General features: G+C 56.9%; 15 protein-coding genes and 4 pseudogenes. 4 read left to right on the top strand and 15 right to left on the bottom strand.

Features of this window, described 5'->3' with window-relative positions:
* Window positions 1–53 precede the first annotated feature (53 nt).
* From AC1VVG_RS02125 to AC1VVG_RS02165, 9 genes are all read right to left on the bottom strand, one after another.
* Complete coding sequence (locus tag AC1VVG_RS02125) at window positions 54–380, bottom strand: hypothetical protein (protein WP_482835201.1); 327 nt, start codon at window positions 378–380, stop codon at window positions 54–56.
* 9 nt (window positions 381–389) lie between these two features.
* Window positions 390–737 (bottom strand): hypothetical protein, encoded by a 348-nt coding sequence (locus AC1VVG_RS02130; RefSeq protein ID WP_482835202.1) that lies wholly within the window; start codon window positions 735–737, stop codon window positions 390–392.
* Complete coding sequence (locus AC1VVG_RS02135; protein WP_482835203.1) at window positions 730–942, bottom strand: hypothetical protein; 213 nt, start codon at window positions 940–942, stop codon at window positions 730–732. Before AC1VVG_RS02135 ends, AC1VVG_RS02130 begins: the two co-directional genes overlap by 8 nt.
* Window positions 935–1,237, bottom strand: coding sequence for a hypothetical protein (locus AC1VVG_RS02140; RefSeq protein WP_482835204.1), 303 nt, complete (start codon window positions 1,235–1,237; stop codon window positions 935–937). The genes AC1VVG_RS02135 and AC1VVG_RS02140 overlap by 8 nt, the downstream gene beginning before the upstream one ends.
* On the bottom strand, window positions 1,230–1,406 hold the full coding sequence (locus AC1VVG_RS02145) for a hypothetical protein (protein ID WP_482835205.1): 177 nt from the start codon (window positions 1,404–1,406) through the stop codon (window positions 1,230–1,232). Before AC1VVG_RS02145 ends, AC1VVG_RS02140 begins: the two co-directional genes overlap by 8 nt.
* Window positions 1,407–1,767: 361 nt before the next feature.
* The gene (locus AC1VVG_RS02150; RefSeq protein WP_482835206.1) at window positions 1,768–2,070 is read right to left on the bottom strand and encodes a hypothetical protein; all 303 of its coding nucleotides are present in this window, start codon (window positions 2,068–2,070) and stop codon (window positions 1,768–1,770) included.
* Window positions 2,067–2,276 carry a helix-turn-helix transcriptional regulator gene (locus tag AC1VVG_RS02155; RefSeq protein WP_482835207.1) on the bottom strand — a complete coding sequence of 70 codons (210 nt, stop codon included), beginning with the start codon at window positions 2,274–2,276 and terminating at the stop codon, window positions 2,067–2,069. Before AC1VVG_RS02155 ends, AC1VVG_RS02150 begins: the two co-directional genes overlap by 4 nt.
* 123 nt (window positions 2,277–2,399) lie before the next feature.
* Window positions 2,400–2,933 (bottom strand): DNA-binding protein, encoded by a 534-nt coding sequence (locus AC1VVG_RS02160; protein ID WP_482835208.1) that lies wholly within the window; start codon window positions 2,931–2,933, stop codon window positions 2,400–2,402.
* A 357-nt stretch (window positions 2,934–3,290) separates the two neighbouring features.
* Window positions 3,291–5,738, bottom strand: coding sequence for a hypothetical protein (locus AC1VVG_RS02165; RefSeq protein WP_482835209.1), 2,448 nt, complete (start codon window positions 5,736–5,738; stop codon window positions 3,291–3,293).
* Between the two features lie 279 nt (window positions 5,739–6,017).
* Here AC1VVG_RS02165 and AC1VVG_RS02170 point away from each other — a divergent pair, with 279 nt between their 5' ends.
* A complete protein-coding gene (locus AC1VVG_RS02170; RefSeq protein WP_482835210.1) occupies window positions 6,018–6,593 on the top strand; it encodes a recombinase family protein in 576 nt (191 codons plus the stop codon).
* A 65-nt stretch (window positions 6,594–6,658) separates the two neighbouring features.
* Entirely contained in the window at window positions 6,659–9,562 is a 2,904-nt protein-coding gene (locus tag AC1VVG_RS02175) for a DEAD/DEAH box helicase (protein WP_482835211.1), read from the top strand.
* 59 nt (window positions 9,563–9,621) lie between these two features.
* On the opposite strand, the pseudogene AC1VVG_RS02180 reads toward AC1VVG_RS02175, so the two are convergent.
* The 5 genes and pseudogenes from AC1VVG_RS02180 to AC1VVG_RS02200 form a co-directional block, all read right to left on the bottom strand.
* Window positions 9,622–9,873, bottom strand: a pseudogene (locus AC1VVG_RS02180) (type VI immunity family protein); the annotation flags it as partial.
* Window positions 9,874–9,882: 9 nt separating this feature from the next.
* Window positions 9,883–12,291, bottom strand: coding sequence for an nSTAND3 domain-containing NTPase (locus AC1VVG_RS02185; protein ID WP_482835212.1), 2,409 nt, complete (start codon window positions 12,289–12,291; stop codon window positions 9,883–9,885).
* Between the two features lie 55 nt (window positions 12,292–12,346).
* Window positions 12,347–12,598 (bottom strand): annotated as a pseudogene (locus AC1VVG_RS02190) (hypothetical protein); the annotation flags it as partial.
* A 63-nt stretch (window positions 12,599–12,661) separates the two neighbouring features.
* A pseudogene (locus AC1VVG_RS02195) lies at window positions 12,662–12,763 on the bottom strand (PAAR domain-containing protein); the annotation flags it as partial.
* 427 nt (window positions 12,764–13,190) lie between these two features.
* Complete coding sequence (locus tag AC1VVG_RS02200) at window positions 13,191–13,811, bottom strand: hypothetical protein (RefSeq protein ID WP_251118296.1); 621 nt, start codon at window positions 13,809–13,811, stop codon at window positions 13,191–13,193.
* A 350-nt stretch (window positions 13,812–14,161) separates the two neighbouring features.
* Here AC1VVG_RS02200 and AC1VVG_RS02205 point away from each other — a divergent pair.
* Window positions 14,162–14,681, top strand: a pseudogene (locus AC1VVG_RS02205) (tyrosine-type recombinase/integrase); the annotation flags it as partial.
* Between the two features lie 2 nt (window positions 14,682–14,683).
* The gene (locus AC1VVG_RS02210; protein WP_482835213.1) at window positions 14,684–18,853 is read left to right on the top strand and encodes an NACHT domain-containing protein; all 4,170 of its coding nucleotides are present in this window, start codon (window positions 14,684–14,686) and stop codon (window positions 18,851–18,853) included.
* 153 nt (window positions 18,854–19,006) lie between these two features.
* Here the strand turns inward: AC1VVG_RS02210 and AC1VVG_RS02215 are convergent, their stop codons facing one another.
* The gene (locus AC1VVG_RS02215; RefSeq protein WP_482835214.1) at window positions 19,007–20,785 is read right to left on the bottom strand and encodes a hypothetical protein; all 1,779 of its coding nucleotides are present in this window, start codon (window positions 20,783–20,785) and stop codon (window positions 19,007–19,009) included.
* Window positions 20,786–21,705: the final 920 nt, after the last annotated feature.

Raw genomic sequence — 21,705 nt, forward strand, 5'->3', positions numbered from 1 at the left:
GCTACCCGACGCGCGAAGAATTGAATGATGCGACGATGCCTAGCGGCGCAGCGTCAGCCGGCCGCGCGAGGCACCGCCAGAACCGCACCGCCCGCCGTGACGTCGTTGCTGTAGACGTAGCGGCCGAGCCGCGACTCGCCGAGTGCGTCGTTGGCCGCCTCCAGCGCCGCGCCGATCGACGGCAGGGACGCGCGGAACAGGCTCAGCACAAGCCAGTAGTCGTCATCGGACATGGCCTTGTCGGCCGCCCAATGCAGGCTGTCCAGCAGTTCCATCGCATCGCTGATCCGCGTGCCGATGCGGTTGTGATCGGGGCGATTCACCTCGGCCACGAAGTGCGACGCGAGCGGTTGCACGGCATTCTTGTTCGTCTTTGCCATGACCGCCCCTCAGTGCGTCGTGCGCGGTTCGCGCGTGACGAGGCCGAGTGCCGCGAACAGGTGCTGTTGCACGCGCCCCATCAGGCCGGCTGCGAACGCTTGGCGGCTGATCGTCACGCGGTGCGCGTCGACGTCGCCGGCGTTCTGCATGGCGGATTCCATGCCGCGCGCGAACGCAGCGGCTTGATGCGCCGCGTAGTCGTGCAGTCGCACGTCGCCTTTCAGGTCGAGCCATGCGTCGGCGCAGATCGCGCCCAGGTCGACGGCGAATTGCAGCTCGATCGGAGCGCCGGTATCGAGCGGCGGCGCATTGTCGAAGCCATTGATAACCGCGGTTCGGATGCGCTGGTCAGTCATGGCACACCTCCGGCTGCGCGGTGCGGCGCATTTCGGCGGAGTACCGGCTCGCGACGCTTTGCCCCATGTCGACGAGCGCTCGCTCGTAGGTGCCCTCCGCGAGATGCGAACGGACAGCATCGAACAGGGCTTCGAGCTGGGCGAACTGATGGGCCGCACACATGGCGATCATCTTGACTTCGTTCGGCAGGCGGAATTCAGGCATGGCGCACCTCCAGAATCGACGCGAGGAGTTGCCCGACGTCGATCGTGCAATCCAGCTCCGCTTCGCGGCGAATCGGTGTGAGGTTCCAGTCGTGGACGGCTGCGTGCGTGAATTCGCCGGACCGGCGACCGTAGACGCTGCGCCCCGAGACGGGGCCGCCCAAGATCCGCACGCGCCAATCGTGATCGGGCGTCGGGCGAGCCGATGCCACCTCGACCAGCATGCCGATGCGCGAGCGAGCATCGCACTTCGTGACGATCGCCAGATCGCCGATCTTGCAGCGCAGCTCAGCCATGACGCACCTCCGCGCGGACGAGCGCGGCAATCGCGGCCAGTGCTGCCCCGGTCGCATCGAGCGCGTCCTGATACGTGTTGGCGGTTGCTGCGTCGCGCAGTGCTGCGCGGACGATGGATTGAATGAGGTGGAATTGCTGCCCGGTACGGGCGTGCGGCAACTGGCGCATTGGGTGCGACCTCCTTGGACGGGTTGACGAACCCGGTCCCCGCTGTCAATCGGGGTGGCCGGGCACATGGCAGGGTTGACAGACCGGCGTCCAAGGGAACCGGCGTGCGCGAACGCACCCCCACCAAGGCCCGACCATAGAAGGCGCAAGGTGTACGGACGTAAAAAAACCGCGCGAAGGCGGTTGTCCGCCTTGGAACTATTCCGGCTGTCACCCCGGGCCGCTGTTGTCTCAGCGACATCCACAGGATACTGCGCACCGCCGCGATGCGCAAATCGAGGAAGGGACGGGCCAACGGCAGCGGCTTGACGCGGCCGACTCGCCGTGCTTTTCACCACGGCAAAGTGACTTTGTCGCGACGTCACGCCGGAGCCTTCGGATCGAGGAGGAATACCGCGATCTTGATGACGTCCGCCGCCTTCTTCAACCTAGAAGGCATGCGCCTACCATCGATCTCGAAAATGGCTGCCGCCGCCATCATGCCGCGAGCCGCTTCCTTACGATCCGTATCAACACATTGCTCGTGCGCCAACGCGTAGCGCTCATGCTGATGTTCGATCAGCGTCCAATAGTGCTGGATTTCGGCAGACTTTTGCGTCGCGCGCGCGAACTCCAAATCAATCGCGGTTTGTTCGCCCAACGTGGTCGTGTCGCTTGCGCTCATGCCTCACCTCGCTTCGCGCGAGTCGCGAGCCACAACTCTACGTCCCGTTCGAGCCAGCCGACGGCACGAACACCAAGGGCGATTGGCCGGGGAAACGTTCCTGCATGAATTCGGCGATAGATTTCGCTTTTGCTCAAGCCAACACGCTCAATAAGCGGTCGCATGCGGACGACTCGATTGCCGGACGTTAACGACAGATTTTCCATTCAAGCTCCTCATCTCTAGGAACCGTGCGGGACCGCACGGGCTAGTACGGAGCTTGAAGCGAGATGCGCGACTACCGTATCGATAATCGCGTTTCGGTTTTGCAAAACAAGACGATCGATACGTCAGTCTCGCTTTTCATGCTTTAACCCGCTGAGCCAGTTTCGCTTTACCTTGCGCACGTGATCTGCCGTAACACCAAGTCGCGCAGCGATCTCCGAGCAAACGTGACGCCCTTGGATATCCTCGCCATTGCGTCGCCGTCGGGTTAATTCGGCGGAGATCTTCGTATTGGTCGCCCCTGCAAGTCGCGCGGCCTGGGCTGGCTTGATGGCCTTGCGTCGCTTTTGCTTGGCTTGTTCCTGTCGCTCTCGTTGCTCCACCTGAAGCATCGCAAAGCGAGCCTGTAATACGTCATGCTGCTCCGTAACCTCCGCAATCCGCATATGCAATGCATTGATCCGCCCTACGAGTGCGGTCTCGGTCTCACGTCGTGCGTAGTGCACAACGGCTTCCAACGTGCGCCCATTGAATAAATCGTGTTTCATCAGCTCTTGGGTAGCACGCGGATTACCCGAATCGACGCATTTGACCAACAAGCCCGCAAGCAATCCTATGGCTTCACCAACCGGGACATTCGGCGGGATGAGTTCCCGCATTTGGCCGAACGGGCTTTCGCCTTGGGCGGCTGCAAACGGTTGTGATGCCCTATGATGTGCGGCAGTGGCCGCGAACGACCGGAGAGTCCGAGCGAGTGGACTTGCACGCCTGGCACGGAGGCCCGGACGCGCTGACTTCATTGAATTTGCGCGAGATCTGTTTGAACTGGTCAATGGTGCACCCTTCTGTGCCGCCACCTTCTGAAGAGTGTCAAGCCGACCGGCGAAGGTGTCCGGTTTTCGGGTGGCCGCCCTAGGCTCGACCGTTATATTTTCTCATGTCTCATCGTTCAAATAAAATCGCGCGATTTCATATGCGACCATCAGAACCATATGGTGTGGAGAGGACGGAACGTACTATTTCTCCGTTTTTGCTACATGACGAGCTGCGCGCCGTTCCGTTCGACGTTCCCATGCCTTCCGCCAATCCTCCTGCCATGACGGCAAGTTTAGGTAGCGTTGCTGGGTTGCGTCGCATAGTGCTAAGAGGTCGACGATGTGCGTGAAGCGCTTCTGGTCGATTTCGCTCCAGCAGTACGGAGGACGCATCCGGCTCAACAGCTCAGTGCCTGTCAGAATCAAAATAGGATTGATCGGTCTCTCTGGTTTCCAATACTTTCGACCGGACTTTGCCAGGCGTGTGAGAGCTGCAATTTCCTTGCTGCTGAGTGTTTCCCTTAGGGTGCTGAAGACGAGTACCGCCCCTGGAAACATTTTCGCGAGGTAACGCATTCGATCGAAATCTTTCGCTTCAAAGGAGCCATAGGTCTTGCATTCTCCAAACAGTAGCCCCTCGATCTCCTCGCCAAATGACATCTCCTTCCAGAACATAGCGAAATCTGCTTCGAGGTCTCGTTTATTTGATGATTTTGCAGTGAAGCTTGGTACCGCAGTCGTTCGTAGATTGCCTACTACGCGGTTGCCGAGCGCGTCGAGGGTCAGTAAGACCGTAAAAGCGCCATCTGCGTAATTCGGGACGCTGAACGGGCCGGTGGTCCTGTAAAACCAATTGCTGGACGCTTGATCAATGTTGCCAACGGCCGAGAATGAATTTAGACATTTCGGGCATTCGAGTACTTCTCGTATTGTCGGAAGTGAAAACCACGTGTTCCGTTGGCAATTCGGGCATTTGGTTTTTAGGCCAAGCTTGAACACTCCTCGCTCAAGGACTGCGTCATAGAGGGTGGACTGTCCGTATTGTTCATTGAGTCGGCGCTTTACTTCGCCAACGGCCATTTCTCGCTCTGAAGTGATGTGCTCGTCTCTTGAGGGCGTCCCGTTCTTGCTTACGGCGCCTCCATTCATATGTTCGATAAGGGCGAGTAATTGCTTGTTTGCAAAGAGTGCAGGGTGCCCATCCAGTCTCTTGTATAGTTGTTGGACGAGTATTCCCGGGGGTGACAACTCAGCTTTCCATCCCCGGTCAGCTAGCCATGCAAAAAATATCTTATCTGATGCGGGAACCGTACGAGATTGCGCCAAGGAGTTGCGGACAATTTTTACTAGGCCATGTCGACCTATACGCCACTCGTCGCTAGTGCCTACAATTCCTGATATTGCGCGAGCAAGGTGGACTCCTCGGACTTTCGGGTAAACTTCAGCCAAGTTCTCGTCTGCGCCGTATAATCGCAGATCGAATTCGTTTGCACAGAATCCGTCGCTAAAAATCCAATTTCTTTTGGTGAATTCGGGGAGCAGAGGCTTCAGGCGCATTTCGAGATCGGATGCGCTGCTTATTTCTATCTCCTTGTCGCCGCTTGTATAGATGTTCGCAACTCCTCCATCTTTCCCTCTTGCCCATTCATCCCAGATGCGCGGAAACCAATGTTGTAATGAAAAGTATGGATTTGATTTGTCGGCAGGAGAGTCGCCGCCAAATTTTAATGTTTGAGCGTATGTCTGTAACTCCTCCATCGTAGAGTGGCGGCTGCAAATGAAAGTCGCGTGATCGAAATATTCGGGGGCGTGACGCCAAGGACGTCGCTCCCTAACAATGAAATCGTGAATGGCAGTATTGAATGAGTCAATTTTTGAAAACTGCTTCGGTAGGGCGATTACAGTGCGACCGCTTGCCCGTAGATTCCAGTAGTCGATAATATCTTCGACGTTCGCGGCATCCATAAAGTAAATGCACGCCTGTCTGCCGGGGAGTAAGCCTCCTCGCCGTTCGACTCGCCATGCTGAAATTCTTGTCGGGAATAGATTATCCAAGGAAAACAGTTCCGAGAACGATTCGGGGGTTGCTCTCGCGTACTCAATTTCTAGCGGTTCGGCATAGTGTTCAGCTATTGCTGATGCAATATTTGAAGGATATTCACCAAATGCGGCAGACCAGAAAAGACTCAATTTTCTGGGTGGCTCTGGAATCGTGATTGTCCTGGGATATTTTGCCTTGTACTTAAAATACTCGTTGTAGATATCGTTAAGTATTTCAAGTGCACTGATGCCAAGGCTTGGCCTTAGAATTTCAGATGGATTATTTTGGTGCCAAATTTCTTGTGGTTTCACTATGCGAAGCCGAGCATCTGTAATGTAGCTAGGAAGCTCGTCGGAAAACTGCACCAAAACGTCTGGATCGAAAGCGTCAATGTAGCCGAGAGTGACATTCTTTGCTGGTGGCGGGCGAAGTCCTCTTTCGCGCCAACTAGCAGGCATGCGCTTGTGCATGGGAATGATGGGGAAAAACATTCCTCCCCACAGGCTACAAGCCATTCGAATAGCTTCGCGAACTTGCGCGGCGTTGTTGGGATCCACTAGTAGCGCAAGTTTTAGTGGGCGGACCGTGATATTTGCCGTGCCGAACATATTGTTCCCGTCGTTGATGTCCCCTGAGGAGAGCTTACAGCAAACGATTTTGAAATGGCTGCTCTGGGGCGACCGTCGCGATACGACTGTCTTTCTTATCTCGTGTGACATCGAGGTAATCATCTCGAATCTGTCAGTGCCCTGAGAGGGACTATCTGGCTGTCCGAAACCGATCCCTTACGAACATAGGTGCTCAGGGATGTACGAAAATAAGGCTTTCGTTTTTACGGACATGGGGTATGATTCGGACGTCCTTTTCGAACACACCGAGAGTGCAGTATGTCCCGAACATTCGCATATGCCCGCGTCAGCACGACCGACCAGTCGACAACTAATCAGCTTCGCGAGATCGAAGCGGCCGGTTTCTCCGTCGACAAGCGTCGGGTTATTACGGAAAGCGTTTCCGGTAGTGTCAGCGCGGACCAGCGACCGGGGTTTGCGGAACTGCTTCTCAAAATGGAAGAAGGAGACGTGCTGATCGTTACGAAGCTCGACCGACTTGGTCGGAACGCGATGGACGTGCGCGCAACCGTCGAAGCGTTGGCCCTTCGCGGTATCCGAATTCATTGCCTTGCTCTGGGGGGTGTCGATCTGACCAGTGCAGCTGGCCGGATGACGATGCAGGTCTTGAATGCCGTTGCCGAGTTTGAGCGCGACTTGTTGATCGAGCGGACGCAGGCTGGTATCGCGAGAGCAAGAGCGGAAGGGAAAGCGATGGGCCGACCGCCTGCACTGACCAAGCAGCAGCAGAACGAGGTGCGACAGCAACTGAACGAAGGGGCCAGCGTGGCGAGTCTCGCAAAGCGCTACAGCACAAGCCGTCAGACGATCATGCGGGTGCGTGACGTGACGTAAATCCCGCACCGCTCAAAGTCACTTTTCGGTAGCAATGACCACGAAAGTGTCCCAGAAGGAGGCACATGAAATACGAACTTCCAGTCGATCACGGCCTGTCCGATGTTCTTGAGCAGCATCTTCTCTTCAGGGATGCGCGCGGTGGACCGGCGGTCAGCGACGTTCAATACGAAGCGCTTGCAGCAGGTGTGGCACGCGGGGAAAGTGTTCTTGTCGTCTCGCCGACATCCACAGGGAAGACGCAAATCGCGCTATGGGCAATCGCCGGCGGGGTCGAAAGAGGGTGCAACACCGTCTATCTGGTCACCCACCGCGCACTGGCCAAGCAGAAGTTCGAAGACTTCAAGACTCAGTTGCTTGGCCCCTTCTTGGGCGGCAACGCCGCCTCGCTGGTGGTGGCAACAGGCGACTATGTCGAGGACGCCGAGGGCATCGTACCCAGCGAGCCGCTTCGAGCACCGCTACTTGTTGCGACCTACGAAAAGTATTTGGCCCTGCTATCAGCATCTGGCGTGCCGAGGGACATGAGCAATACGGTTGTCGTGTGCGATGAAATCCAGCTGCTTGGTGACGTGACCAGAGGCCAGAACGTCGAGGTCTTGCTCACGCTGCTGCGCAATGCCGGGTGGAGGCAGTTCGTTGGGTTATCAGCGGTGCTTCAGCAACGAGATGCGAATGATCTCGCGAACTGGCTTGGCGTCAAATTGGTGGCACTGAACGTGAGGGAGAAGCACCTTCGCTACGAATGTTGGACTGAAGGCCGAATGGTCGTGGCGAGTTCTGACAAGCCCGACCAGACCGAAGAAGCGGCCCTGCCGGCTGGCGTTACGCTCGACCCGATAGCCGCACTGATGTCGCTTCTAGGTCAGAAGGACTCGCCACGCCCAGTCATTGTGTTTTGCATGAAGAAGCAGGACACGTATGACCTTGCAAGACGGTTCGTTGAAACGGCCTACAAGGGCCAGAAGGGGCAGATGTCCCTTGCCTTCGACGGTCTACCTGCAACATCGGCAAACGAGTTTCTTGCGGGTATCCTTGAGCGACGCGTAGCCTGCCACACCGCCGACCTTACGGACGAAGAGAGGCACGTCGTTGAGACGCATCTTCTCGACGGTCGACTAGATGTCGTTTTCGCGACCAGCACTCTGGCGGCGGGCGTCAACTTCCCGCTGGGAGCAGCGGTGTTCGCGGGATGGTCTCGTTGGGACAGTGATCTGCGAACCCGCGTTCCCATAGAGGCTAGCGACTTTCATAACATGGCCGGGCGAGTAGGCCGCATGGGTTTTGCGCACGAGCGTGGCCGTGTCGTCTTCTTTGCATCTACGAAGCACGAGCTTGGGGTCGCCTCCAAGTATCTTGCGCTAGGCGAACTGCCGCTGATTGAACCGCGGGTTCAGCCTCAGCGCTTTAATCAGCTCGCGTTGCAACTAGTCGCATCCGGCCTTTGTGCAAGCCAGGATGAGGTTGAGCGCCTTGTATGTTCGTCCTTCAGCGCTCTGCGCGAGGAAGACCGTAACACGGCGGCATTCAAGCGCTGGCCTGAATTGCTAAGAGGCGCAGTTGCTGGCCTGATCGATATGGGGTTTGTCGTCGCCACGTCCACTGGCAGGCTGGCGGCCACGCCGCTTGGCAAGGCCGTCGGCCACAGCGGATTGCTTCCCGAGACGGGAGTCTTCCTGCTTCGATATCTAGTCAATAAGGCCAACGCGCTCGTTCAACTCTTGCCTACTGCTACATCAGCCGGCGATACGCGCAGGTTGGCGTTCTTGCTGTTCTCCGCGTGTCTCGCCAGTCCAGAGTTTCGGCCGCAAGGCGGTGTGAAACCCACTCGTTTTTTGCCGTATCCACTTGATGCTGTTCCCTTGGTGGACGCCGATGGATACAGAGCTGATTTGGCGGAGCCGATGTGGAACGCCGATATCATGCCCATCAACGGAACCTGGCTTTCATGCGAGTGGCTGGATGGAGTGGCAATCCGAACGCTAGAAGGAACGCTTGAGAACCTAAGAGCTGGCATGTTGCACGAGCTGTTCCGCAACTTAGGTTGGGCGTTGCAAGGGATGGCAGAAATAGCTACGGCTGCCTGTGACAAGCGCGTTCCGCAGTCGAACCGGCCGGTCTCTCTGCATGTTGACGATGGAATGCTGGATGTCATAGCTCGTCTTCCCCGCGCCATTCGACGCCTCAGCTATCGTCTGACGGAGGGACTTCCTGATGATGTCCTGTGGATGGCTGGCTTGTGTCCTCCTGGCTCGCCATATCAACTCAGGAGAGAAGAGGTGCTCGCACTACGTGCAGTGGGGCTCACTACCCCCGAGGTTCTGATGCTCGGGTCACAGGACGCGGACGCGGCTCGGGTCAGGGCGCTCACTGGAGCAAAGCCGGACCCCCAAGCGAAGGCGAATTGGCTGCGCGATGCGTGCCGCTCTTGGAAGACCAATCAACGGGTCAGGGCTGCGGAAAGGCAGGCTAGACGGGCGAAGAAATGTCCGCGTGCAGACTTCGTCGAGCGCTTCTATCAGGCCACAGGCAATGACTTCGAGCGAGTGTTCGAAGACGTGCTTGCCTACCTGAAGGTGGATTGCAAGCGACTGGATGACAAGACGAAGACGGGGGCTCCCGACTATCTTGTCCAGTTGCCAAGTTCGCCGCCGCTTGTAGTCGAACTTAAGTCGCGCGAGACGGGCAAGCTCGTCGACTACAACCGCGCCGTTGAGGTGTTGGCTGCGTCTGAAGTCCACGGCTACAAGGACGCTTTCTGCGTGACGCTTTGTCAGCCCGGAGTTGACCCCAGCGTTCCGACCGTTATCGCATCATGTGGCCGACTATCCGTTATCGAGGCCGTAGACCTTGGCGAGGCGCTATTGCGCTATTGCGAGGGCACTCTTTCGGGGGAGCAGTTGTATCGCTGGCTAGCTACTCCAGGACAATCACTAGCTGCCGACCTTCCGTATCGAGAATACGCGTAAGCATGCGAAGCCGGCTCGCGGATCTGCTAGCCGGCATGTTGTTCTAAGAAGTGCCTACGTCAAGGCGGGTGCGGGGATGTCCGGCCCCATGTTGCCGTCGATTGCTTGGCATGTCGGAAAGCGTGAGCCGGCTCACTGGTGGACACACCGGACTGCGGTGCGACGCCAGCCTGAATGATTAACCCTCCGTTGCCAAACGGAATACGGGCGAACCAATCTGGCGGGAGTCCGAGCGACGATGCGCCGCCGGCCGCCGCGACCAAGTCCGCATCGAGCGCGTTGAGCCAGTTAACGGTCTTGATCTTCGTGTAGCTTCACCTTCAATAGTCGTCCTCGTCGTACTTAGAACGCACAGGCCTCTCCGGGTAGGGAATAGGTGAATAGGTGGCGAGCAGTGCTTTCAACACTTTGAGGTTGACATCCAGATTGGGCTCCTCGCAGACACCATCGCCGCGATCAACGTACATCCTATCGTCAATGGTGCATAGGGCCGCTCGACACGCCTGCTCCAAGGGCACTTTGAACTGCGTGATAAACGCAACGAAGTCGGTTTCCTCGTATCCGTACCAGATGGCCGTATAGGGCACGAACTCAGCGATCAGCCTAGGTAGCCACTGGGCTGCAGTGCCGGTGACGATGATCTGGCGAACTGTCTCGGCGTCGAAGTTAACGGGATACCAGGGCGGAGTTATATCGGATTCGCCGGGTATGAATGCATGCATCAATCTAGCGAAAGGCGTGCGCCCGTACGGCCACCATATGGCTAAGCTGGCTGCATCAGCAAAGCGATGGCCGTTCGTCGCTCTGCAACGCGCCTCAAGGACAGCGTCGACTTTCTCGATGACCGACACCACGGCCTCTTCATCTCGTCCCACCAATCGCGTCCATACATCTACTAGATGCAAGGCTCGCCATGCGCTGTCGTTAGTTGTGCTGTCCCAACTGATCTTTCCGATGAAGCTACAGGCCAAACGCCCCAGTAGCGTACCGACCTCGTTCGCATGGGCTTTGACGTAGTCTGCCATTCCACGCAATGCGAAAGAATGGGCGGTGAGCCGCCCTTCCTCAACGTCAAGGATCTCTTCCTCTTGCAAATATTCGATGAAGCCAGTCGGATCCAGTTCAGTTTTGTTCTCGGTGCCGATCACTTGGTGAATCTGCACAAACGCGTCACACTCGTAGCTTTCAAATGCCTCCAGAAGCAACCAACAGACGGCTGCGTGGTGGGCCGGGTTAATCGGCCAGCGCTTCAGCAACTGCTGGATGCCGGCGGCGGTGATCATGTTTCCCGCTTCGGAAATGATCGATCGGATCATGAACGACTCGGCGGTGTAGCCGGTAGTGGTGTGCCAAGTCGCTGTGATTTGGTCCTCAAAGGGAGGGTTCCCATGGACGACGCGGATCTCATATCGGGCCGCCGCTTTTCTGAGCAGTACACCAAACATGTTCAGCTCATAAGGTGTTTTCAAACTATCCAGGATGTCGCGGCGGCTTCTTTTAGCGGCTTGCAGCGCTGCGGGAAATGTATCGATCGGTTGGGTTGCGATGGTCCATAGCGACGCTTCGCTGTAGCTCTTTACAGAAACCCTGTACACGTAGGACTCGAGAAACGCTTGCGTGGCTTTGTCGGCCGAGCGGTAGATGTCACTACGCGAAGTGATGACAAAGCGCTTGTCCTGGTTTGCGCGGACAAGGAAGTTGCGCATTTCATGGGTGAGTGGGGTCGTCGAAAGTTGATCGCTGATTCCCCAAGGATCTGAGATGACGAATAGTGCCGGTCCAGGCTGCTCGAGTTTCTGACTAAGACTGCTGATTTCCCGCTCATGGTGGACTTCGAAGGGGGCTAGCTCACTGCGATGCAATGCGGCCAGATGTTCCGCAAGCGTAGTCTTGCCTACCCCGGGAGGTCCGAGCAACAAGATCACATTGTGCTGTTGGAGGTGTTCACGCATCTGCGCAAAGTCTATTGGCAGTTGCAACTTTCGGGGCGCCGGGTCGTCGGTGATCCCACCATGGGCCATGATCAGCTCGGCTAGGCTTGCGACGGTCAATGCGGAAGGAGCATGTCCTAACAACCTTGATCGGCAGGCGTGTTTAAGCGCCGCGATACAGCGGTGAATTTGCAAGTACGGGATCTTGAACTGGCTAAACAGCAGCTTTTCAATGCGAAAGGTGAGCAGTTCATCCGTCAGGCCTGCAATAATTGCCACCCGTCCTTTCAGCCTGCTGGCCCCGTCACGAAGGCTCGGATCAAGGAAGGCCGCAGCCGATCCGGCATGCTGGGGTGGTATGTGTAAGGCATCTTGGTGCAAACCGAACAGGGCGCTGTCGACGCCCGCGTTGGTCAGCAGATAGTAATAGGCTTCAGATTCTGCCAGCAGGACTTCCAGTGCGCGTTTACGTGGAGCCGGCCCTCTCGAACCTCTCGGCCGGGACAGGCCATTACCGATCACCTTTGAAAGTGCATCTTGAGTCCAGGGCCCGGTACTGCGCGTCTTGCATTGAATTATGACCCTCCTGTTAGCAGAAGCCGGGAGCGTCAATGTCGCGCTCTGCTCATCTGGCTCCCAATGAATCTCGATGTCCTCGGCACTATCGGGTTCTATGTGGATTTCCGTTGCCTGTCTATCGCGTAACAAAGCGGTCAAGGAAATCCAGATCGAGGCGTCGATCTGGTACTCGAAGCCTCGATACCCTGGTAGTCCGCTACCGCTTGGTTCGACTGCCATTCTTTACCCTCTTGTTGGAATGCAAAATACAGTAACAGAACGGTCTCGCCGACGTCGACGGTTTCCGGCCGGCCGCCTTTTCGACTGCGTGCTGATATTCCTCGATCGCTGCGCTGTACTGCTTAAGACAGCGCACCAGCGCTTGGCGAACCTCGGGGGTGAAGCCGTTGCGGAAGTAGAGGACGCCCCGAACTACAAGGGCCACACCCGTAATCGCTTTTTGATACGCGGGTTCGTAAAGCCCGAATGGCATAGTGTCCGCGCGTTGCGGATCCTTTGCCCAAGCTGCAATCTCGTCGTTCGTCATGGCGCTAAAACGGGCCGGCGTGTAGACGCCGCTGCACTCGGGACACGACACCATGTCGCCTTAGAGGGCGAGAGTCTTGCCGAAGACGACGTTGGTCGACGTGCAAGCGAGCACGCGTCCACCGTGCGAAGTCGTATCGCCTTCCCGAATGAACGCAGAACTTATGCCGAATCCTCTGTAGAAATTTTGCGAGGACTGTATCACGCACCGAATAAGGGTAACTACCCTGTCAAAGTTGCCGGGAGGCTTCGCAGGTGAATGGCGCGGTGCAAATTTTGACCATTCAAAGTTACTTTTCGTCGAACAGAAGGCCAGCTTTTGCCGTTGCCTCGGGGAGGGCTGCGGCACGGGAGTTTCTTTGCGCGCAGTGTTCCAGGGTGCGGGCAACTGTCGAATAAGCGAGCCGCATTGCTCTGCACCGGTGCTTCTCTCCAAGTTCATCTCCAAGAATAGAGGTCTTTTGGAGACATACTTGGAGATAGCCGGAGCCTTGCCAGTCGCGGCAGACCGGCCGAAAGGAGCGTTTGTCTCCAAATCTCCAACAAATATTTGCTCCGGCGGCGTACCGGATGCACCTTTCCTTGGCGGTGCCTCATGGAAAGACGAAAGGAAATTCCGCGAAGCAGCCATCGCGCAATTTTTTCGATAGCTGTTCAGCGTGCTCGGGCTCACCCTCCTCGTGTGTGGCGAGATCCAAGTAATAGTTCACGCCGTCGTGCTTCGCATAGATGATCCAATCGCCGGTTAGCCCCCTTTGGGCTCGTTCCTCGAACCCACCGATCACTAAGCGGTGCGCAAGGTACGCATGCCAATGTTCGGGATGCTCGCCGTATGTTTCCTCGACTTCGCGCAGCATTCGGTCTAGATCTCGGTTCCCGCCGTTGGCGAGATTCCAGCGGATTCCAATATTTCGGACAAGGTGCCGGGCCGAGCTGAAGTGCTTATGCCAAAAGGGTTGGAGGTTAGGTCCTTTGAATGGCGATTCACACTTTGTTTTGGATGTCGGGCGGATGCCTTCGAGATAGTCGAGTTCGTCCAACACGGCGAAGGGGTCGAAGTACCGATCGCTCTTATCCAGAAGCCGGACCGCGAGGGCGATACTGATGCGCGGCGCGTATGGCCGTCCGCGCACTGCCGTCGTCTTGAGCTTGGCGATCTCATCCGGGGTCAAGCTGACCATCGTTCCTGATTTTTCCACTGCCGGCGTGTACATGACGTTGACGCCTGTAGCATACACATATGCTCCGTGGGGTCCCTCTCGCAGGCCTCTCGGTGTGTGGGGGTACATTTGGGGGTGTATCGGATCTTTGTCTGTGGATATTCCTATTGGAATCAGTCTATTACGGCGTAAATACCATTCCTGCAGCCCACCAAACACCCATCCGAGGGAGTCCTCGGAAATTCAGAAACCCGTGATAGCATAAGGCTTCACGGGTTTTTTTATTCCAGCGTTGTCCAGCGATGCCCGTCTGAATCCGGGGGCATGTGGGGGCACCTCCGGGGGAATCTGAGCATCTGGTATGTGCCCTGAGAAAAATGCCCCCTCGGGCTGTAAGGTGCCCCATGCCATTGACCGACATCGCTGTCCGTAAAGCGACGCCCCGCGAAAAGCCGTACCGCCTCGCTGATGGGGGCGGCATGTACCTTGAGGTCGCACCATCGGGCGGGAAATACTGGCGGCTCAAGTATCGCTTCGCCGGTAAGGAAAAGCGGCTTGCGCTGGGCGTCTATCCGGATGTTTCGTTGGCCGCTGCGCGCGAGAAGCGCGACGACGCGCGGAAGAAGCTCGCGGCCGACATTGATCCAGGCGAAGCGAAGAAAGCCGAAAAGCGGGCGGTACGTCTAGCGGCGACCAATTCCTTCGAGGCAGTTGCGCTTGGCTGGATGGGCGCAGACGACGCACTTCGCTTCGATTACCGAGCCCGCGAAGGTCGCGGCGATGCTTCGGGTATTCGACGGGTTTTCGGGTACGTTTCCTGTCCTGTGCGCGCTCAAGCTTGCGCCTATGTTGTTTACTCGGCCCGGCGAGCTGCGCAAGGCCGAGTGGGCTCAGCTCGATCTTGATAAGGGCGAGTGGCGATACCCATGACGTCGGCCGGAGACTTTCGCTTTACTACCCATGCGGAAAGGATGTTCATCGCGCTTGACCAGTCGCGCTTCAAAGACAAGCGCCGCCGCTCCCAATCGCAGTCCAGTGCGAGTGAGTTGATTCAGCAGCCGTGGCAGTACTGGCGTGACGTGCCGTGTATCGTTCTTCTGGGCGAACCCGGTAGTGGCAAAACGGCTGAGTTTCGCCACCGTGTCCAGGAACTGCGGCAGGCAGCGGAACATGCATTCTTGAGTTGTTGGCGGGACTGGTGCGATGGCGATGAGATCTTCGATACGATCGACGATAAATGTTGCTTTTTTGAGATGATCGAGTCCGGCCGACCGGTTTGGTGGTTCATCGATGCGTTGGATGAAGGGCGAATCAAAACTGAAAAGGCTTTCGATGTTCTGCGCAAAGGTTTACGCCGCCTGCACGAACTCAATGCTCTCCATCTGGTAAAGCTGCGGCTATCGTGTCGCAGCCGTGACTGGCGACCTTCAGAAGCCGAACAGCTGTCCAGGTTCTTCGCGGCCGTTGAGTACGAGGAACAGCCCATTGAAGGCCTCACGACCCTTCAATTACTTCCGTTGCAAGAGGCTGCCATCCGCGCCCTAGCGTTCGAAAAGCTTTCTGGGGAACATGAGGTTGATCGGTTCATGGAGTCTTTGCAAAGGCGACATGTAACTGCACTCGCGAGTCATCCCTTGACGCTCGCGATGATGTTATCGCTGTACCTCGAAGATAATTCGTCTCTCGGCTATGACCGGACGACCCTGTACGCCAAGGCGATGGAACGTCTCGCCATCGAACACAATCGAGAGCACGCGGATCAAAAACCACCCCAGACTTTGCCAGCTGAGCGCATCGCCATTGCGCAGCAGATCGCTGTCCGAGTCGTGCTCGGCGGCAACGACACGATTGCCGTCCCCGACAGTGATGCACGGAGCGATCGAGCGGTCGACGTCTCCTGTACTGGTGCCAAGCGCTTCGAGATACTGGAAACACTCAACACCGGCTTGTTCACGCGGCACACACAGGGCGGTTTCGTTTTCGCGCACAAGAGCTTTGCCGAATTTCTGGCGGCACGTGACCTGTCCGACCGACTCGCCCATACGGCTCTGAGCCGTGCCACTCCATTGTTTCCAATTGAGCACGGTGTTATTCCCAGCCCCCTGCGGGAAACGGCAGCCTGGCTTGCGGGGATGGTCAGCCCCTTTCGCCGGTGGCTCATTGAGCACGATCCCCTTACTGCGGCCCAGGGCGATACCATCCGGTACACAAGCGAAGAGCGAGAGACCTTGCTCATGGCGCTTGCAGACCGGTTCGGCGAACGCACGTGGCAACGCGAATTTGACCGATTTGGCGATCTGGCGCGTTCAGTCTCGGATAAGGCGCTCAGGCAACTGTTGCGCAAAGACCGAAGTATGGCTGTTCGCCAGATGACAATCGAAATGATCGATATTGCCGAAGCTTCCGATCTGTTTCCCAGCTTGCTGAGCATTGCGGTCGATCCCACTGACGTACCCGCGATTCGAGCGAAGGCGACTGGCATTTTGGCGAGGCGCGCTCCTACGGATCTCGTAGCGGCGGCTCTCTCATTACTCCAGCTACCAGCCGATCAGGACCCTCAGGACGACATCGCGGGCGTTGTTGCGCACTTTCTCTATCCTCAACACCTGACAACCGAGCAGGTTCTCCTGTCCCTTCACATTCCCCGTCAGCCTTTCACGCTCGGTCACTATCGATGGTTCTGGGAAGATCTATTCCTGCAGCGCATTCCCGCCACGGTAGAGGATCTCCATGCCAGTCTGGACACGATAGTGCCGTTGCTCACGGATGACTCGGATTCCATTCAGTTACGACCGTACGCAAAAATCGCCACGTCTTTGCTGATCACCGTGCTTGACTCGGTGCCTGTAACGATCGAAGTCCTTGGCACATGGCTGGTTCGCCTGGCCGAATGGACACGTCACCATGGCGTGGCAGATCAAACTCTGCATGCTCAATTGGTCAGCGCGCTGAAAGCGAAACCAGACTTCGGCTCGTTATTGCTTCGTTGGCGGTTAGCCACCTGGCCCGACGACCAGGAGTTTCTGCCGTGGTGGCATGTTCCGTTTTACGAGGAGCTATCGAGCAATATAGGAGCTGAGTGCTGGATCGCGTTGTGTCGCTTGTACGCCGATCAACCGAACATAGGGGGGCGGTTGTTTGACGAAGTCACAGGTCTCGCATTTCGTCATCCGGGGATCGTACCCCTGGAAACTGTAGAAGCGCTTGCGCAATCGGTCCCGGCGTATCAAGCGAGGTGGGATAGCAATCGCGTCAGCGACCTTGAGGGACCACTTGCGCGGAGCATTCGGCAGCAGCGCCAGTACAAGCTTGAGAGCGATAGTCGCGATGCCAGCATGGTCAGCCAGATCCAGGCCAACATTGATCTGCTCCGCAAAGGGCATGCAAATGCGCTGATGTGGGTCACCGGTTCGGTGTCGTTCGACTGTTTCGATCGCCCACCGCTAAACGCACTTGCTGATCGTTACGGCACAGTCGTCGCACAGGCCATTCGCGATGGGGTGGTCAACAACTGGATCAACCTTGCCGATACCTCGGCCTTCTGGCCACGATCGAGCGTGCTGCCAAACGAGGCTCTTGTTGCTGGAATGGGCTTCCGCGAGCTATATCCGTCCAACGTAGACTTGCCGACGTTCAACGAGCATCAAGTGGACTGCCTCGTCTGGCGTGTGCTCCAGAACGATCATGACATTCCTGACTTGTTGTTGGTGCTGTGGGATGCTTACCCGGAGGCGTTCTGGAAACGTCTTGAGGACACGCTGCTTGCTGAATCGCAGTTGCCGGATGACGGGCACGCAATTATCTGGGGGCGTCTCGCTGCGCTGGAACATCTGCCTGCGGAATTAACGGCAAAAATTGTCGACCACCTGATCAGGCATCGCTTACCTAATCACGTGCACGCTCGCCGGTACGCGCTGAAGATGCTCTTGCTGACGGAGCGGCCGGAAGTCGGCGATCTCATAGATTCGACGATTCAACTAGAGTGGCGTTCAGGCGCTCTTCCTGCTCCGTGGACAGAATCGTCAGCGGTGGCGGCACTGTCCGCATGGTGGCTACTGGCCCCAGGCGATACACAAGTGTTCCTTGAGGCTGAAGTATTTCAAGGTCCGCGGCATCGGCCACGGGTCGTGGCTTTTGTAAATATATTGCAGGAGCTCTTGGGACAGCGCTTCGCGTTTGATAGTCGATGGCCAAGCACAGTGCCGTGGGAGAGCTATGCTGCGCTTTTGCCGCTGCTTTATGATTGCCCTCCCAAAGAGGTTGTTAGAGCTGGCGCCGGATGGGTCAGCCCGCAGGATCAGTTCCTAGAAGCGCGCAACGGCCTAGTGGTTCATCTCGCTAAGGCTCCGGCGCGCTTGGCTTGTGGCTGGTTTGCGCAATGGAAGATCAACCCGCACTATGGTGACCATCGGGACTGGTTCGCCAATCTGCATGCCGAGATCGAGCAACGTCGAGCGGACGAGTCTTGGACTCCGCTTGAACCGGCAACACTTGAAGCGGTTCTCGCTGGTCAGTCAGCGCTCGTTCGAAACGACACAGATGCGGCAGCTGTGCTGAATGAGACGATTGCAACGGGGCTCGTGCCAGCATTTCGCTCAGACCATAGCCTTGTGCCGTTGCTTTGGGAAGGGACCAAGGTTTCCGGCGATCGAAAGCCACTCGACGAGAAGGCGCTCCAAACTGCGATCTACGGCCAACTGATGCCGATGCTTGCTAAACAGCCGGTGGTCGGTGCGCGAGAGCCGGAGGTCTTTGATGCAAAAAAGCCCGACGCTCGTATTTCCTATCTCCTTGATTCGGGTATGAGGGTTGATATTCCGATCGAGATTAAGTGGGCGGGACATGCAGACGTCTGGGATGCAACGGACGGTCAGGTACTGAGGAAGTACATGCAGGACCCTCGCACCCGACACGCCATTTATATTGTCGGATGGGCGGGGGCCGGAGCGCAGCGCATCAAAATAGGACCAAACGGAGAGGAGCCGTCGTCAGCAATCGAACTCGAACAACAACTTCAAAGCGTGACCAACGCTCGATTGGAGCGCACTGGAAAGTATGTCGCTGTGCACGTTATCGACGCCAGTGTTCTCGATTAGCTCCGTAAATAAGCAAATTTACACGTCGCGTGCCGGTGCGTAGTGATCGGCATCGTGGAAAGCGCCGCTGCCGTTACGTCGCATTGACGAAATTTCCAGCGTACCTGTCCGGCATTTCAGAAAACAATGCTGGACAACAGGTCCGCTCACCGCTTACACCTCGATCCCCATCTTTTCTAGCGCATTCAGCACTGCGGCCTGACAAGGAGGGGTATCGGTGCTTGCCGGAGGATGTTTGAATGCCGCAGCCTTTCCCGGACACTGTCCGGTCAATTTCTGCACGACGCCTCTGACGTGACGAATCTCCGACAAAAGCATTGTCAACCATTCGGTGAACTGCTCACCGTCCTTGACCATGAAAGCTAGTCCGCGGAAGGTTTCCTCAGCGTTCTTCAAGTCCCCGTTTTCTTCTTTCCTCGTTCTGGGCCTACGCTGAATTTCCACAATGTAAACGGATTTGCCCTGGGCAACTATCCGGGCGAGGAGGATGCCTCGCAATCTTTTTTCCTCCACATCGATGTAGGGCCAGTGTTTTGTCGCCGTGGAGATCTTATCTTCGTTGTCGACAAAAGGCTTAAGTGCAATGAGCTCGGGCTCGGCATCGGCGACGAATCCGCGTTCTGGACTGAACCAGTCAACAGAACAGAGCAACTCAGGACGCGACTTCATCAGCGATCGCATCGCTTCCCACATATCTCTCAATGTGCCTTTGGATTCCATGAGCGGACGAGCATGGATAGATGCATAACCAGTACCCTTACCCGTGCGGTCCCTCTCGCCCGTGGAGTACTCACTTGGTTCACCCCCGTCCCCCGGCCTGCCCGCAGATGTTTTTGCTTGTTCACGCCTGACGTCTATTACTACCCGAGGCGTACCCAGTTCCTCGAAAGCATCGGTTTCGATTTCGACAGAAGCAGTTCCGTGATTTGGCGCATCATCACCTGTCAAATTGACGATGTCTGGCGGTTTAACGAGAACGCGAGATGGGGCACCCTTCCATCCTTCGCCTATGCCCTCACCATCCGCCGGTAAGTCGGTCTTGTTTGTATTTTCGCGGTCTCTCTGTATGGGAACACCTGTTGGCGGGCTACATCCAATAACCCTGAGGGATAAAAATGTCTTGCCGCCGTTTATCCATAATCCCTTGGCCTTGATGTTCGCAGGCCCCTGGAACCATGGGGTAACCTTAGGAAATGCGTAGGAGTCGCCACCTGCGAAGGCCGACTCGATCTGAAGGTAAATGCTTCGCGCGGCATCACGGGCAAAGTCGTCGTATCGGGCATGTGCCAGAAATACTGTATCTCCGTTTCGCATGCGGGACCGGAGCTTGATTGGCCAACAGCCTGGTCGAACATCGGTGGGCTCGAATGGTGCGTAAAAGCGCTCCGTTGCTTCTTTCCAGGGATAGGTGGCTAGAATCCGAGGCACTTCTTCTGACCGGCCGTAGCAACGAGACAGGAATTCGAGACATGGGATCAGAAGGTTCTTATCCTCGCCAAGCGGAAAATCAAGGAGCCAGTTCCTGTCTTTCTGAAACCACAACGGATAGTCGCTTGCGCTTATGGGGGAAGCTTTTCCTTCCTGAGAACATGCATGCGGTGAGATGCAACGCCACGCCCCGCCCGAGAAGTTGACGTCGAGCCTGTCTTCTGTGTGAAAGACTGCATCAGCTACGCAAACGCCATTTTCCCAGACCGATCCAATCCGAAGTAGTCCGAGGTGCGTTAGCGCGACATCGAAGCGCATCCAACCACGAGGAATGCCGTCGTCATCCAGCCTCCTGAAAAAAACGACGACTTTGGGAACTGAGTCGAGACGGCGGTTCTTCAAAATCCCGCCATACCACCAGACGATCAGCTTCCCCTTGGTATTGAGCAATTCCGACGCGGCATTGACGTTGCCATTCACTGGACGCGGAGTTGTTTGTATCACCAGGTTGCTCCCGTGCCGAACGCTACAGTCATGTCGTTAAGAGACGACGTTTGCTGAAAAAACGAGCCAGTGGGGTGTGGCATATGCGATCAAATAAATGGGGCAGGATACTTCGGCGAGAAATCAACGCCTCTCGATACGAGAAAATCGTACCATATCAGTCGCCCGCGTTCTTTTGTGGAGGAAATATTGCGTAACGCCTCGGCATCCGGTAGAAACGGAACTCCGATTTCTTCATGCAGAGCCGTTCATGCAGGATGCGCAGAGTGTCACTGACCGGCGCATTCGAGCCATTCCGGGATCGGCGTAATCGAGCCACCGGATGATCTCCGTAATCGAGCAAGTGCATGATCGGCGCAATCGGGCCGCCACGTGATGTGTCTGGGCGACACTACGGACCACGGCTGCGGGGTCATCGAACCCACTGACGAGCTCAAGCACCTAGGCGTCGCCGTGGCGCTGGACAGCCACATGGTGAAAGTGCCCGAAGTGCGGCGGCGTCTTTCCGCTCATTGCAAGCGGTGCGCGCACGCATCGCGGCCGGCGCGTCGGCTATCTCGGCGATAAAACCGGTTGCGGCGCAACCGTGATGCGCGCCTGCGCTCTTCTTTTTTGTCGGAGGAATGTAGCATGGCGGGTTTCCGCAGGCCGTCCCGTCAATACCGACAGTTGTGCATGCCACTTCGCCGCCTATAAAGACTCGCGCACAGGCGGTCGCCTTGCGCTAGCCATGCGGCTTATTGCGTGCTTGCGATCATGGGCACACCATCGACGAGGAGGACTGATGTTTTCGTGCGTGAGATTTATGGGGTCGTGCCGGACAGCTCGCGGCTAACGGGGTGGGTGGCGGTTGGGGTACCACCGATGGCTGAGGAGTAGTATGAACCGTCACTTCGCAGGCACACGGCGACGGCTTATTT

The sequence above is a fragment of the Burkholderia sp. L-4 genome, from assembly GCF_056856535.1.